Source organism: Bradyrhizobium centrosematis, from assembly GCF_045571495.1.
GTDB lineage: Bacteria > Pseudomonadota > Alphaproteobacteria > Rhizobiales > Xanthobacteraceae > Bradyrhizobium > Bradyrhizobium centrosematis.
In genome coordinates, this window is record NZ_CP120703.1 from 3569737 (window position 1) to 3584483 (window position 14747).

The window sequence follows — 14747 nt, forward strand, 5'->3', positions numbered from 1 at the left end:
CCGGGCGCAAGCCGCCCGGCCATAACGAACGCCTGAAGCCTCAGGCCTTCTCTTCCCAGATCATCGCCAGATGCACGATGGTCTCCACCGCCTTTTCCATGTCCTGCCGGCTGACCCATTCGAGCCGCGAATGGAACGCGTGCTCGCCGGCGAAGATGTTGGGGCAGGGCAGTCCCATGAAGGACAGGCGGGAGCCGTCGGTGCCGCCGCGGATGGCGGTGCGCATCGGGCGCAGGCCGGCGCGGCGGATCGCCTCGATGGCGTATTCGAGCACGTGCGGGTGACGGTCGATCACCTGCTTCATGTTGCGGTACTGCTCCTTGACCTCGAACGTGTAGGTCGAGCGCGGATAGTCCTTCATCACGTCCTTGACGATGCCCTCGAGCAGGACCTCCTTCTCCTTCAGCCCTTCCTCGGTGAAGTCGCGGACGATGAAGGAGAGCGTTGCCTGCTCCAGTGCGCCCTCGATGCTGATCGGATGCAGAAAGCCCTGCTTGCCCGAGGTCGTCTCCGGCGAGCAGCCTTCCTTCGGCAAGCGCTCGACGATAGCGGCTGCGATCTTGATGGCGTGCTCCATCTTGCCCTTGGCATAGCCGGGATGGGCGCTGACGCCGTTGATGGTGATGGTGGCGCCGTCGGCCGAGAAGGTCTCGTCCTCGACGCATCCGGCACTCTCGCCGTCCATGGTGTAGCCGAAATCGGCGCCCAGCTTCTTCAGGTCGACATTGTCGACGCCGCGGCCGATCTCTTCGTCCGGTGTGAACAGGATCTTGATGGTGCCGTGCTTCACATCGGGATTGTTGATGAAGAAATGCGCGGCATCCATGATCTCGGCGACGCCAGCCTTGTTGTCGGCCCCCAATAGCGTCGTGCCGTCGGTGGTGATGATGTCGTTGCCGATCTGGTGCTTCAGCGCCGGATGCTCGTTGAAGCGGATCACCTGGCTGGTGTCGCCCGGCAGGGTGATGTCGCCGCCGCGATAGTTCTTCACGATTTGCGGCTTGACGTCCTTGCCGGTGACGTCGGGCGAGGTGTCCATATGCGAGCAGAAGCAGATCACCGGCACCTTCTTCGCTGTATTGGCCGGGATCGTTCCGTAGACGTAGCCGTAATCGTCGAGATGCGCATCCGCAACGCCCATGGCCTTCAGCTCGGCGGCGAGCACGCGGCCGAGATCCTTCTGCTTCTCGGTCGAGGGCGAGCGAGGAGAGGCCGGATCGGACTGGGTATCGATGGTGACGTAGCGCAGGAAGCGCTCGGTCACGGTGTGCGAGAAGGTGAGGGAGGACATTTCTGATCAAACCGCCGGGTCAGGAGATAGAGGCGGTATAGCAGAAAGCGGGCCGCGTTGCGGCCGGAACGAGAAATGCGGTCAGGCTTAACGAAACCTTGGCTCAGATCGCCTCTTTCAGTTCCTTGACCGGCCGGAAGGTGACCTTCTTGCTGGCCTTGATGTGGATCGGCTCGCCCGTGGTAGGATTGCGGCCGGTGCGGGCGGCGCGCTTGCGGACCTGGAGGATGCCGAGCCCGACGATGCGGACGCGGTCGCCCTTCCTGAGGTGCTTGGCGATCAGGTCGACCATGTCGGTGAGGACGGCCTCGGCGCGCTTCTTCGACAGGTCCTGGCTTTCGGCGATATCGGCGGCGAGGTGCTTAAGCGTGACAGTGGCCGCCTTCTTTGCCGAATCCTTCTTGGCTGAATCCTTCTTCGCCATGTCTGGCCTCCTCGATTCCAATGAAAGGGAAGCCCCGGAAAAGCGGGAAACGCGTGGGGATCCCTCTAAGTCCCGGAAGGCGTAGACGATTCGGGCGCGGGCTGACTACGCCGAGAGTTCCCGCCGGACATCGTCAAAAGCTGGCGCCGATGCGATAGGCGTCGAGAAGTTCGGGCTAAGACTATGATGGGATTGCCAAAATGGCGCGAGAGACGGGGCTCGAACCCGCGACCTCCGGCGTGACAGGCCGGCGCTCTAACCAACTGAGCTACTCCCGCGTGGTTCGCTGGACGCGCGCGGAACGAGGGGGGACTTAAAGGCGGGGCTGGGTGAAGTCAAGGACGTTGCGCGGCGCCGGTGCATCCGGGCTAAGCATTGCTCTGGAAAACGAAAACGGCCGCCCGGAGGCGGCCATGGATCAGCCCAAAGGTGGACGCCTCAGCGAATCTCCGACGTCCCCGCGCTTGTCACCACCACCGGCTTGCCGGCCTTGATCACGTGGGTGGACTGGGCGGTCTGGCTGTCATCGGAATGGGTCCGCGCTGCGATCCCGAAACCGGCCACCATGATGCCTGCCACCAGCGCCACCACCACGATCTTCAGGTGGGTCGCACGATCAGCAGAGTGAATTGAGTGGTTCATTTGAGCCTCCCGACGGGCTTTGCCGCCGTCTACGGGCTCATGTCTTAATGACCATCTGTTTCCGGATGGTTTCGCGGGTTCCGCAAAATGGTTTCATCCTTACGCCCGGTTGGTTGCGCCAGGCTGGCGGACGGAAGGGCCTTCAGGCCGCGGCATGCTGGCGAGCGAGCAGAGCTCGCGGTGATTCCTCAGCAATCTCCGGACATGTTGGATCGCTTCTAAGAGTCCCTCTAAGAAGTTTTCAATTAGGGAATTCGCACGCTCTCCCATAAGCGTCACCGCCAAGCGCAAGCCGTCCGGGGACAGGCGGCATGATGTATCGAACATTGCAGCTTTGGGGTGGCGCGTTGAACAATCTTGGAATGCTGCGGTCGGCCGTGTTGGCGACCGCATCCGCTTGGGTTTTGATGCCGCAGGCATCGCTCGCACAATCTTCGGCGCAGAGTGGCGCACAGAATCTACCGTCGGTGACGGTCACCGCGCCGGAAGCGCGTCGCCGCGCGGCGGCGACGCCTCAGCGCCGAGCGCCGCGGTCGGTGCAGACCGCCAGCAGGAGCAAGCCTCAGCCCCAACGCAATGTCGGCTTCGTCGAGACGCCGCGCGGTCCGGTGAACGGCTACGTCGCCGGCCGCAGCTCGTCCGGCACCAAAGCCAACACGCCGATCATGGAGACGCCGCAATCGGTGTCCGTCATCGGTGCCGAGCAGATCCGTGATCAGAAGCCGAACAAGCTCGACGAGGTCTTGCGCTACACCGCCGGCGTGCGCGCAGGGACTTTCGGCACGGACACCCGCAACGACTGGTGGCTGATCCGCGGCTTCAAGTCCGAGGATATCGGCCTGTTCCTCGACGGCATGCAGCTGTTCTACACGTCCTATGCCAGCTGGAAGCTGCAGACCCCCAACATGGAGCGGGTCGAGGTTTTGCGCGGTCCGTCGGCTGTGCTGTACGGGGGATCAAGCCCGAGCGGCATCGTCAACGTCATCAGCAAGATGCCGCCGGCCGAGCCGATCCGCTACGTCGAGGCGGGCGTCAACAATTTCGGTAACGCCTATGTCAGCTTCGACATGGGTGGCCCGGTCGCGACCAGCCTCGAGAACGGCAAGCTGTTCGCGCGCGTGGTCGGCCAGGTCCAGAACGGCGGCACGCAGGTCAACTTCACGCCGGATAACAACTACTTCATCGCGCCGTCGTTCACGTGGAAGCCGGATGCCGACACGAGCTTCACGGTGCTTGCGTCTGCCTCAAAGCAGGACACCCGCGGCATCAACTTCCTGCCCTATCAGGGCACGGTGACGAACGCGCCGTTCGGCAAGATTCCGATCAGCTTCTTCGTCGGCGATCCCAGCGTGGACAAGTTCACGCGCGAGCAGGAGATGCTGGGCTATCAGTTCGAGCGCAACCTCACCGACGATTTGACCTTCCGGCAGAACGCTCGCTTCGCGCATGTCGACATCAGCTACCGCGGCTATGTCGGCAACGGTTGGGACAATATCAACACCGCCACGATGGGGCGATATAACTGGTACGCGAAGAACACCGCCAACCAGGCCAATCTCGACAATCAGCTCGAGTATCGCTTCAACACTGGCCCGGTCAGGCACACGATGCTGTTCGGTGTCGACCTGCGGGGCTATCAGATCGACGATTACCAGGCCTTCGGCTTCGGTGTGCCCTCCGTCAACGTCTTCAATCCGGCCTATGGGGGAGCCGAGGTTCCGTTGCCGGGCACGCCGTTCCGCAACTACCTGATCACGCAGAAGCAGGCCGGCACCTATCTGCAGGACCAGATGAAGCTCGGCAATTTCACGCTGGTGCTGAGCGGCCGCAATGACTGGGTCGAGACGACGCAGGAAGCCCGCGATACCGGGGCGACCATCGCCAGCCGCGACGACAGCAGGTTCAGCGGTCGCGCCGGACTGATCTACAATTTCGACAACGGCATTGCGCCCTATGTGTCCTACTCGACGAGCTACAATCCGATCATCGGCCTCAACGCGTCGAACCAGCTGCTCCTGCCGGAGACCGGCAAGCAGACCGAAATCGGCGTGAAGGTCGCGCCGGTCGGATTCGACGGCTATTTCACCGTGTCGGTTTTCGATCTGGTTCGCCAGAACGTGACGACGACCACGGGGGCGGGCATCGTTCCGGTGCTGCAGAACCAGACCGGAGAGGTGACGTCGCGGGGCATCGAGCTGGAAGCGGTGGCCAACGTCACGCGTGAGCTGAAGCTGATCGGCGCCTTCACGTCCTATCATCTCTTCACGAGCAAGGACCTCGATCCGGCCCTCGTCGGCAAGACACTGACCAACACCCCCCAGCTTCTGGCCTCGGGTTGGGCCGACTACACCTTCAAGGAGGGACCGCTGACGGGGTTCGGCTTCGGCGGGGGCTTGCGTTACATCGGCTCGTCCTGGGCCGACCAGGCCAACACGCTCCAGGTTCCCTCGGTGCTGCTCGGCGATCTCGCGCTCCACTACGAATGGCAGAACTGGCGTACGGCTCTCAACGTGATCAACCTGACCGACAAGATCTATGTCGCCAGCTGCGCCTCGGCCACGTCCTGCTTCTACGGCGATCGCCGGCGCGTCACCGCCAGCGTCTCCTACAAATGGTGAGGAAAGGCGAGGGACGACACCGGGGCCGCATTTGACGAGATCGATGAGCTCGCGGGTCATGCCCCCGGCCTGAAGCTCATCCGAGCGCGGCATGTGCGATGACCTGGTCGCCGCCGTCGCCGCGCTCGCGGCTGGGCCGGTCGGACCGCAATATATCGCAGGGCGATGCCGTTCCCGCAGGAGGCAGGCCGCTCCCGCCGCGATGCATGGCTCGTCTGACGACCTGCGTCTGTGGATAGGTGGCTTTGCTGCAACTTGTCGTGTCTTGCGGCCGCGACAATCAAAGACTGATCGGGCGGCGCCGCTCGCGGACACCGCCGGCAAAGACCTCGCCGCATGACGGTCGGAGCCCCGGCGGTGGGTGCATCCTGAATTGGGGTGCCGCGGTGCCGGAAAACCGGGTGTTTTTCTTGGACGAACCGCGGCCAAACGCGGCGGTGGCCCGGGCGTCGCCATCTGCGAAAAGCTGCCCTGCAAACCGGCGGTCGCACTTGCTGGGCCCGGCGATCTGCTCCATACCAGCGCGGGGCGATTCCGGGATTTTCACCGTTCTGGGGGCGGCAAAGGGCCTAAAACGAGCGTGTCTTGCGCCCATTGGTGCACTGCGCTAAGGCTCAGAATAATTCCAAATCGGACGAATCCGTGGCTGCCCCGAGGCCGCGGGAAAAAGGGCTCGCCAATGAGCGGCATTCTGCAGAACTATCTTCCACTCGTGGTCTTTATAGGTGTAGCGGGCCTCATCGGCCTCGTGCTGCTGATCGCGCCCTTCATCGTGGCGTTCCAGCAACCGGATCCGGAAAAGCTGTCGGCGTATGAGTGCGGTTTCAACGCCTTCGACGATGCGCGCATGAAGTTCGACGTCCGCTTCTATCTGGTCGCCATCCTCTTCATCATCTTCGACCTCGAGGTGGCGTTCCTGTTTCCCTGGGCGGTGGCGTTCGGCAAGCTTGGTGCGACCGGCTTCTGGTCCATGGTGGTGTTCCTCGCCGTGCTGACGGTCGGGTTCGCCTATGAATGGAAGAAGGGAGCTCTGGAATGGGATTGAACCCTGCATCGTCCACGGGTCCGGTCATCGCGCCGGCCGCCAAGGGCATTCTGGACCCGTCGACCGGCAAGCCGGTCGGGGCCAATGATCCGTTCTTCCTCGAGGTCAACTCCGAGCTGTCCGACAAGGGCTTCTTCGTGGCCGCGACCGACGACCTCATCACCTGGGCGCGCACAGGCTCCTTGATGTGGATGACGTTCGGTCTCGCCTGCTGCGCGGTCGAGATGATGCAGGTGTCGATGCCGCGCTACGACGTCGAGCGCTTCGGCTTTGCCCCGCGTGCCTCGCCGCGCCAGTCCGACGTGATGATCGTCGCGGGAACCCTGACCAACAAGATGGCGCCCGCACTGCGCAAGGTCTACGACCAGATGCCGGAGCCGCGCTACGTCATCTCGATGGGCTCCTGCGCCAATGGCGGCGGCTACTATCACTATTCCTACTCGGTCGTGCGCGGCTGCGACCGCATCGTGCCGATCGACATCTACGTGCCGGGCTGCCCGCCCACGGCGGAAGCGCTGCTCTACGGCGTGCTGCTGCTGCAGAAGAAGATCCGGCGCACCGGCACCATCGAACGCTAAGGTTTTACGTCATGGACGACGCCAAGCTCGACGCCCTGGGGCAGACGATCGTTAGCGCGCTTCCGGGCGCCGCCACCGGTCATTCGGTGGCCTTCAACCAGCTCACGGTTGATGTCGAGGCCAGCAAGATCGTCGAGGTGGTCAAGTACCTCCGCGACGACCCGAACTGCCGTTTCGTCAACATCACCGACATCACGGCGGCGGACTATCCGTCGCGCGAGAAGCGCTTCGACGTGATCTACCACTTTCTGTCGCCGACGCTGAACGCGCGCATCCGCCTCAAGGCGCAAGCCGACGAGACCACCCAGGTGCCGTCGCTGATCGATGTGTTCCCCGGCGCCGACTGGTTCGAGCGCGAGGCCTACGATCTCTACGGCGTGTTCTTCGTCGGCCATCCCGACATGCGCCGCATCCTGACCGACTACGGGTTCGAGGGGCATCCGCTACGCAAGGATTTCCCGCTCACCGGCTTCGTCGAGGTCCGCTACGACGACCAGGAGAAGCGGGTGGTGTACGAGCCCGTCCGGCTCAACCAGGAATTCCGCAAGTTCGATTTCCTCTCGCCGTGGGAAGGGGCTGACTATCCGCTGCCGGGGGATGAAAAAGCGGGGCCGAAGGTCTGATCATGAACGAGCAACCTGAGAACCTCCGAAACTTCACCATCAACTTTGGACCGCAGCATCCTGCGGCCCACGGTGTGTTGCGTCTCGTGCTCGAATTAGACGGCGAAGTCGTCGCGCGCGTCGACCCGCACATCGGTCTCTTGCATCGCGGCACCGAGAAGCTGATCGAGCAGAAGACCTATCTCCAGGCGATCCCGTATTTCGACCGGCTCGACTACGTCGCGCCGATGAACCAGGAGCACGCCTTCTGCCTCGCCGCCGAGAAGCTGCTCGGCATCGAGGTGCCGCGCCGCGGCCAGCTGATCCGCGTGCTCTATTGCGAGATCGGCCGCATCCTGTCGCATCTGCTCAACGTCACCACGCAGGCGATGGACGTCGGCGCGCTGACCCCGCCGCTGTGGGGGTTCGAAGAGCGCGAGAAGCTGATGGTGTTCTACGAGCGCGCCTCGGGCAGCCGCATGCACGCAGCCTTCTTCCGCATCGGCGGGGTGCACCAGGATCTGCCGCAGAAGCTGATCGACGACATCGAGGCTTGGTGCGATCCGTTCCTGAAGGTCGTGGACGACCTCGACCGGCTGCTCACCGCCAACCGCATCTTCAAGCAGCGTAACGTCGATATCGGCGTGGTGCCGCTGAAGGAAGCCTGGGAGTGGGGTTTCTCCGGCGTGATGGTGCGCGGCTCGGGCGCAGCCTGGGATTTGCGCAAGTCGCAGCCCTATGAGTGCTACGCCGAGATGGATTTCGACATCCCGATCGGCAAGAACGGCGACTGCTACGACCGCTACCTGATCCGCATGGAAGAGATGCGCCAGGCCGTGCGCATCATGAAGCAGTGCATCCAGAAGCTGAACGCGCCTGAGGGCAAGGGCCCCGTCGTCGTCGCCGACAACAAGGTGGCGCCGCCGCGCCGTGGCGAGATGAAGCGCTCGATGGAAGCCTTGATCCACCACTTCAAGCTCTACACCGAAGGCGTGCACGTGCCGGCCGGCGAAATCTATGCCGCGGTGGAGGCACCCAAGGGCGAATTCGGCGTCTATCTCGTCGCCGACGGCACCAACAAGCCCTACAAGTGCAAGATCCGCGCGCCGGGCTTTGCCCATCTGCAGGCCATGGACCACATCTGCCGTGGCCATCTGCTCGCCGACGTCTCGGCGATCCTCGGCTCGCTCGACATCGTGTTCGGAGAGGTCGATCGGTGATGGCGCAGGCGCCAATCCAGTTTGACCGCGCCTCGGGGGTCCTTCAAGGGGCCAACCTGTGGGAGCGGACGGCTGCCTTGGCGCTGGTGACGGGGTCCAAGATCTCCTCGCACTTCTCGCATATGGGCTACATCGCCTGCGCGAATTTGCTGCGGAAGACGCTGCCCGAGCGCAACATCGCGATCAGGCTCAATCCAGACGCCGTGTTCGAATTTCCCTATGGCGACGGCTATTGGAGCAAGCTGCTCAACCGCTCGTACAATTACGAGGACGAGCTCGAGCTTCTGTTCGCCGACTCCATCGATGTCGACTACACGCTGCTCGATTGCGGCGCCAATTACGGCTATTGGTCGGTGCTGGTCTCGAGCAAGCCGTTCGGCGCACACAAGGCGATCGCGATCGAGCCGTCGGGGCAGAACTATCCGAAGCTCGCCAACAATGCGCGCGTCAACGGCAACCGCTTCGAGACCATGAAATGCGCGATCGGCGCCACCCGGGGCACCGCGCGGCTGTCCGGCACCAAGCACGAAGCCTTCAGCATCGCGGGCGATCCTTCGGCGGGCGGTGAGGACGTGCCGGTCATCTCGCTCGACAATCTGATCGAGGACGGCAAGGTCGCGGCCACCGGCAAGTACCTGGTCAAGCTCGACGTCGAGGGCGTCGAGATCGAGGCGATCAAGGGCGGGGCACGACTGCTCCAGGCCGACAGCGTCATCATGTGCGAGGAGCACGGCAGCGACCGCTCTCATGCCGTGTCGCGCTACATCCTCGAGCAGACCCCGCTGAAGCTGATCGTGTTCGATCCGCGCAGCAACCGGATGGAGACCGTGACCGAGCTGTCGATCCTCGACCGCATCAAGGTCTCGACCCATGTCGGCTACAACGTTTTCGGCACCGCAAGCGCATTCTGGCAGGACAGGATCGAAGCCATGAACGCCAAGAACTTGAATGCCAAGACCTTGAGTGCGAAGTCCGCGCGCCGCATGCAGTGAGAGATAACAGATGTCCGTTCGCCGATTAGCACCGAAGGAAGTCCAGCCCGCGAGCTTTGCGTTCACGGAGGAGAACCTCGCATTCGCCAGGCAGCAGATCGCGAAATATCCGGCCGGCCGGCAGGCTTCCGCCGTCATCGCCATCCTCTGGCGCGCGCAGGAGCAGAACGAGGGCTGGGTGTCGGAAGCCGCGATCCGCGTCATCGCCGACATGCTCGACATGCCCTATATCCGCGTGCTGGAGGTCGCGACCTTCTACACCATGTTCCAGCTGGCGCCGGTCGGCAAGAAGGCTCACGTCCAGGTCTGCGGCACCACGCCGTGCCGGCTGCGCGGCGCCGAGGATCTGATCCACGTCTGCGAGCATCGCATCCATCACGAGCCCTTCCATCTGTCCAAGGACGGCAATTTCAGCTGGGAAGAGGTGGAGTGCCTGGGCGCGTGCGTGAACGCGCCGATGGTGCTGATCGGCAAGGACACCTATGAGGACCTGACCAAGGAAAGCTTCGGCAAGGTGCTCGACGGCTTCGCCTCGGGCAATCCGCCCAAGCCCGGTCCGCAGAACGGCCGCCAGTTCTCGGCGCCGATCACCGGGCCGACCACGCTGAAGGAGACCACCTGATGCGTGATCTTTCGTCGGTTGCAGGGCAGGGGAGCGGTGCCATGAAGAAGTGGGGCTTCATCGCGATGCACGCCGCTGTCGCGGCCACCTTCATCTTCCTGCTGCAGCGCTTCAGCCTGAACGCGTCGCTGGAATCCAGCCTGCTCTGGGCGCTGACCTTCGCCGTCTGCGCCGCCGGACTTGCCTACAAGCAGTCCAATCGTTGATCGGAAAGCACTGATATGCTCGAGGACAAGGACCGCATCTTCAAGAACCTTTACGGCCTCCATGACTGGGGGCTCGAGGGTGCGCGGCGCCGTGGCGCCTGGGATGGCACCAAGAATATCATCGACAAGGGCCGCGACTGGATCATCAACGAGATGAAGGCGTCGGGCCTGCGCGGCCGCGGCGGCGCCGGCTTCCCGACCGGCCTCAAATGGTCCTTCATGCCGAAGGAATCGACCGATGGCCGGCCGAGCTATCTGGTCGTCAACGCCGACGAGTCCGAGCCCGGCACCTGCAAGGACCGCGAGATCATGCGGCACGATCCGCATCTCCTGGTCGAGGGCTGCTTGATCGCCAGCTTCGCGATGAATGCGCATGCCTGCTACATCTATGTCCGCGGCGAGTTCATCCGCGAGCGCGAACGCCTCCAAGCCGCGATCGACCAGGCCTATGAGGCCAAGCTGATCGGCAAGGACAATATCAACGGCTGGCCGTTCGACCTCTACGTCGCACACGGCGCCGGCGCGTATATCTGCGGCGAGGAGACTGCGCTGCTCGAGAGTCTCGAAGGCAAGAAGGGCCAGCCGCGTTTGAAGCCGCCGTTCCCGGCCAATGTCGGCCTGTTCGGCTGCCCGACCACCGTCAACAACGTCGAGTCGATCGCCGTCGCGCCCGACATTCTGCGCCGCGGCGCAGCCTGGTTCGCCGGTATCGGCCGTCCGAACAATGTCGGCACCAAGCTCTTCTGCATCTCCGGCCATGTCGAGCGGCCTTGCAACGTCGAAGAGGCCATGGGCATCCCGTTCCGTGAGCTGATCGACAAGCATTGCGGCGGCATTCGCGGCGGCTGGGACAACCTCAAGGCCGTGATCCCCGGCGGCTCGTCGGTGCGCATGGTGCCGGCCGAGCAGATCATCGACACGCCGATGGATTTCGATAGCTTGAGCAAGCTGCGCTCGGGCCTCGGCACCGCGGCCGTGATCGTGATGGACAAGTCGACCGACCTGATCCGCGCCATCGCCCGCATTTCGTACTTCTACAAGCACGAGAGCTGCGGCCAGTGCACGCCGTGCCGCGAGGGCACGGGCTGGATGTGGCGCGTGCTCACCCGCATGGCCGAAGGCCGTGCCCACAAGCGCGAAATCGACATGCTGCTGGAAGTCACCAAGCAGGTCGAAGGTCACACCATCTGCGCGCTCGGCGACGCGGCGGCCTGGCCGATCCAGGGCCTGATCACGCACTTCCGTCACGAGATCGAAGCGCGCATCGATCAATATTCGCACAGGGCCGATGTCGACGATATCGGCGTCCGCGATCCCGTGAACATGGTCGCGGCGGAGTAAGAGACATGACCAAGCTCATCATCGACGGCAAAGAGATCGATGTGCCCGCCGAGTACACGCTGCTTCAGGCGTGCGAGGCGGCCGGCGCCGAGATTCCGCGCTTCTGCTATCACGAGCGGCTGTCGATCGCCGGCAATTGCCGGATGTGCCTCGTCGAGGTGAAGGGCGGCCCGAAGCCGGTCGCGAGCTGCGCCTGGGGCGTGCGCGACTGCCGTCCGGGCCCCAAGGGCGAGCCGCCGGAGATCTCCACCCGTTCGCCGATGGTGAAGAAGGCGCGCGAAGGCGTGATGGAATTCCTTCTGATCAACCATCCGCTGGACTGCCCGATCTGCGACCAGGGCGGCGAGTGCGACCTGCAGGACCAGGCGATGGGCTATGGTGTCGACACCAGCCGCTTTGCCGAGAACAAGCGCGCGGTCGAGGACAAGTATCTCGGCGCGCTGGTCAAGACCTCGATGAACCGCTGCATCCAGTGCACGCGCTGCGTCCGCTTCTCGGCGGAAGTGGCCGGCGCGCCCGAGATGGGGGCCACCGGCCGCGGCGAGGACATGGAGATCACCACTTATCTCGAGCACGCGCTGACCTCGGAGTTGCAAGGCAACCTCGTCGACATCTGCCCGGTCGGTGCGCTGACCTCGAAGCCCTATGCGTTCGCGGCGCGGCCGTGGGAGCTCGGCAAGACCCAGTCGATCGACGTCATGGACGGTCTTGGCTCAGCAATCCGCGTCGACACTCGCGGCCGTGAGGTGATGCGGATCCTGCCGCGCATCAACGAGGCCGTGAACGAGGAGTGGATCTCGGACAAGACCCGGCACGTGGTCGACGGCCTGCGCACCCAGCGCCTCGACCGGCCCTACATCCGCGAGGCCGGCAAGCTGCGCGCGGCGAGCTGGCAGGAGGCCTTTGCGGCGATCGCCTCGAAGGCGGCGCGCACCGACGGCAAGCGCATCGGCGCGATCGCCGGCGACCTCGCCGGCGTCGAGGAGATGTTTGCGCTGAAGGACCTCTTGGCCAAGTACGGCTCGTCCAATCTGGCGGTGCAGGGCGGCGACGCCTTCGATCCCGCGCTCGGCCGTGGCTCCTACATCTTCAACCCGACGCTCGCCGGCGTCGAGCAGGCCGACGCGCTGCTCATCATCGGCGCCAATCCGCGGAAAGAGGCGGCCGTGTTCAACGCCCGCATCCGCAAGCGCTGGCGCGCCGGCGGCTTCAAGGTCGGCGTGATCGGTGCCAAGGCCGACCTGACCTACGACTACGATCACCTCGGCGCGGGCACCGAGACGCTCGGCGAGCTTTCGGCCGGCAAGCACTCCTTCATGGACGTGCTGAAGAACGCCAAGAACCCGATCATTATGGTTGGCGCCGGCCCGGCCGCTCGTCACGACGGCGCTGCCATTCTCGCCGCCTGCGCCAAGCTCGCGATCGATGTCGGTGCGGTCAAGGACGGCTGGAACGGCTTTGGCGTGCTGCATGAGACCGCCTCGCGCGTCGGCGCGCTCGATATCGGCTTTGCCGCAACCGGCGGCGGCTTGAACGCCGCGCAGATGACGACCTTCGGCACGCTCGACCTCCTGTTCCTGCTCGGAGCCGACGAGATCAACGCGCCGGACGGCACCTTCGTCGTCTATATCGGCACCCATGGCGACCGCGGCGCGCACCGCGCCGACGTGATCCTGCCGGCGGCCGCCTACACCGAGAAGTCCGCGATCTATGTCAACACCGAAGGCCGCGTGCAGATGACGGGCCGCGCCGCGTTCCCGCCGGGCGAAGCCCGCGAGGATTGGGCGATCGTCCGCGCACTGTCCGAGGCACTTGGCAAGAAGCTCGGCTACGACTCGCTTAGCGCTCTGCGCCAGACGATCTTCAAGGCCGTGCCGCATCTGATCCGTCTCGATCAGATCGAGGCCGGCTCGGCCGACCAGATCAAGAAGCTGGCGGGGAAGGGCGGCTCGCCGGAGAAGGCGCCGTTCAAGCCGCTGGTCGAGGACTTCTATTTGACCAACCCAATCGCGCGTGCCTCCGCCGTGATGGCGGAATGCTCGCGCCTGGCCTCCGGGCACATGCTGACCGCAGCGGAGTGAGCGTGATCTGATGGAATTCTTCGAAAGCGCATTCTGGACCGGTTTTCTCTGGCCGCTGATCATCATGGTCGCCGAGAGCGTCTTGGTGCTCGTGGTCCTGCTGGTCGCGATCGCCTACATCCTGCTCGCCGACCGCAAGATCTGGGCGGCGGTGCAGATCCGGCGCGGCCCCAACGTGGTCGGCCCCTGGGGCCTGCTGCAATCCTTCGCCGACCTGCTCAAGTTCGTGCTCAAGGAGCCGATCATCCCGGCCGGCGCCAACAAGGGCGTGTTCCTGCTGGCACCGCTGGTGTCGTGCGTGCTCGCGCTCGCCGCCTGGGCGGTGATCCCGACCAATCTCGGCTGGGTGATCTCCGACATCAATGTCGGCATCCTCTTCATCTTCGCGATCTCGTCGCTGTCGATCTACGGCATCATCATGGCCGGCTGGTCGTCGAACTCGAAATACCCGTTCCTGGCGGCGCTGCGCTCGGCGGCGCAGATGGTGTCTTATGAAGTCTCGATCGGCTTCGTCATCATCACGGTGCTGCTCTGCGCCGGCACGCTGAACCTCTCGGCCGTGGTCGAGGCCCAGCATGCCCGCGGCCTTGCCAGCCTGATCGGGCTGCCGCAGCTGACCATCCTGAACTGGTACGTCTGGCCGCTGTTCCCGATGTTCGTGGTGTTCTACGTCTCGGCGCTGGCGGAGACCAACCGTCCGCCCTTCGACCTCGTCGAAGCGGAATCCGAGCTCGTCGCCGGCTTCATGGTCGAGTACGGCTCGACGCCGTACCTGCTGTTCATGCTCGGCGAGTACGTCGCGATCGTCACGATGTGCGCGATGGCCACGATCCTGTTCCTCGGGGGCTGGCTGCCGCCGGTGGACCTGCCGCCCTTCAACTGGGTGCCGGGGATCATCTGGTTCTCGCTGAAGCTGTTCTTCATGTTCTTCCTGTTCGCGATGGCAAAGGCGATCGTGCCGCGCTACCGCTACGACCAACTGATGCGCCTCGGCTGGAAGGTGTTCCTGCCGCTGTCGCTGGCGATGGTGATCGTGGTGGCGGGCGTGCTGCACTTCGCCGGCATCGCGCCGAAGTGAGGGCCGT

The 14747-nt window shown here is 64.1% G+C and carries 14 protein-coding genes and 1 tRNA gene; 11 read left to right on the plus strand and 4 right to left on the minus strand.

Features of this window, described 5'->3' with window-relative positions:
* Nucleotides 1-40: 40 nt before the first annotated feature.
* The 4 genes from pepT to P6U31_RS17285 all read right to left on the minus strand — a co-directional run bounded on the left by pepT (nucleotide 41) and on the right by P6U31_RS17285 (nucleotide 2357).
* Complete coding sequence (gene pepT / locus P6U31_RS17270; RefSeq protein ID WP_407189561.1) at nucleotides 41-1291, minus strand: peptidase T; 1251 nt, start codon at nucleotides 1289-1291, stop codon at nucleotides 41-43.
* A 103-nt stretch (nucleotides 1292-1394) separates the two neighbouring features.
* Nucleotides 1395-1715, minus strand: coding sequence for an HU family DNA-binding protein (locus P6U31_RS17275; protein WP_128926016.1), 321 nt, complete (start codon nucleotides 1713-1715; stop codon nucleotides 1395-1397).
* 201 nt (nucleotides 1716-1916) lie between these two features.
* Nucleotides 1917-1993: transfer RNA gene (locus P6U31_RS17280), tRNA-Asp, on the minus strand.
* A 160-nt stretch (nucleotides 1994-2153) separates the two neighbouring features.
* Nucleotides 2154-2357, minus strand: a complete 204-nt coding sequence (locus P6U31_RS17285) for a hypothetical protein (protein WP_407189562.1) — start codon at nucleotides 2355-2357, stop codon at nucleotides 2154-2156.
* Nucleotides 2358-2719: 362 nt separating this feature from the next.
* Here P6U31_RS17285 and P6U31_RS17290 point away from each other — a divergent pair, with 362 nt between their 5' ends.
* From P6U31_RS17290 to nuoH, 11 genes are all read left to right on the plus strand, one after another.
* Nucleotides 2720-4975 (plus strand): TonB-dependent siderophore receptor, encoded by a 2256-nt coding sequence (locus tag P6U31_RS17290; protein WP_407189866.1) that lies wholly within the window; start codon nucleotides 2720-2722, stop codon nucleotides 4973-4975.
* 679 nt (nucleotides 4976-5654) lie between these two features.
* The gene (locus P6U31_RS17295; RefSeq protein ID WP_008136158.1) at nucleotides 5655-6020 is read left to right on the plus strand and encodes an NADH-quinone oxidoreductase subunit A; all 366 of its coding nucleotides are present in this window, start codon (nucleotides 5655-5657) and stop codon (nucleotides 6018-6020) included.
* Nucleotides 6011-6598 carry an NADH-quinone oxidoreductase subunit B family protein gene (locus tag P6U31_RS17300; protein ID WP_164937776.1) on the plus strand — a complete coding sequence of 196 codons (588 nt, stop codon included), beginning with the start codon at nucleotides 6011-6013 and terminating at the stop codon, nucleotides 6596-6598. Before P6U31_RS17295 ends, P6U31_RS17300 begins: the two co-directional genes overlap by 10 nt.
* Before the next feature lie 11 nt (nucleotides 6599-6609).
* The gene (locus P6U31_RS17305; RefSeq protein ID WP_407189563.1) at nucleotides 6610-7221 is read left to right on the plus strand and encodes an NADH-quinone oxidoreductase subunit C; all 612 of its coding nucleotides are present in this window, start codon (nucleotides 6610-6612) and stop codon (nucleotides 7219-7221) included.
* A gap of 2 nt (nucleotides 7222-7223) precedes the next feature.
* Nucleotides 7224-8420, plus strand: a complete 1197-nt coding sequence (locus tag P6U31_RS17310) for an NADH-quinone oxidoreductase subunit D (RefSeq protein WP_407189564.1) — start codon at nucleotides 7224-7226, stop codon at nucleotides 8418-8420.
* The gene (locus P6U31_RS17315) at nucleotides 8420-9412 is read left to right on the plus strand and encodes an FkbM family methyltransferase (RefSeq protein ID WP_407189565.1); all 993 of its coding nucleotides are present in this window, start codon (nucleotides 8420-8422) and stop codon (nucleotides 9410-9412) included. The genes P6U31_RS17310 and P6U31_RS17315 overlap by 1 nt, the downstream gene beginning before the upstream one ends.
* 10 nt (nucleotides 9413-9422) lie before the next feature.
* Nucleotides 9423-10034 (plus strand): NADH-quinone oxidoreductase subunit NuoE, encoded by a 612-nt coding sequence (gene nuoE, locus P6U31_RS17320; RefSeq protein WP_061877839.1) that lies wholly within the window; start codon nucleotides 9423-9425, stop codon nucleotides 10032-10034.
* Entirely contained in the window at nucleotides 10034-10240 is a 207-nt protein-coding gene (locus P6U31_RS17325; RefSeq protein WP_407189566.1) for a hypothetical protein, read from the plus strand. Before nuoE ends, P6U31_RS17325 begins: the two co-directional genes overlap by 1 nt.
* A 15-nt stretch (nucleotides 10241-10255) precedes the next feature.
* On the plus strand, nucleotides 10256-11581 hold the full coding sequence (nuoF, locus tag P6U31_RS17330) for an NADH-quinone oxidoreductase subunit NuoF (RefSeq protein ID WP_407189567.1): 1326 nt from the start codon (nucleotides 10256-10258) through the stop codon (nucleotides 11579-11581).
* 5 nt (nucleotides 11582-11586) lie between these two features.
* Nucleotides 11587-13662 carry an NADH-quinone oxidoreductase subunit NuoG gene (nuoG, locus tag P6U31_RS17335; RefSeq protein WP_407189568.1) on the plus strand — a complete coding sequence of 692 codons (2076 nt, stop codon included), beginning with the start codon at nucleotides 11587-11589 and terminating at the stop codon, nucleotides 13660-13662.
* 10 nt (nucleotides 13663-13672) lie between these two features.
* Nucleotides 13673-14740 carry an NADH-quinone oxidoreductase subunit NuoH gene (gene nuoH, locus P6U31_RS17340; RefSeq protein WP_128926007.1) on the plus strand — a complete coding sequence of 356 codons (1068 nt, stop codon included), beginning with the start codon at nucleotides 13673-13675 and terminating at the stop codon, nucleotides 14738-14740.
* Nucleotides 14741-14747 lie beyond the last annotated feature (7 nt).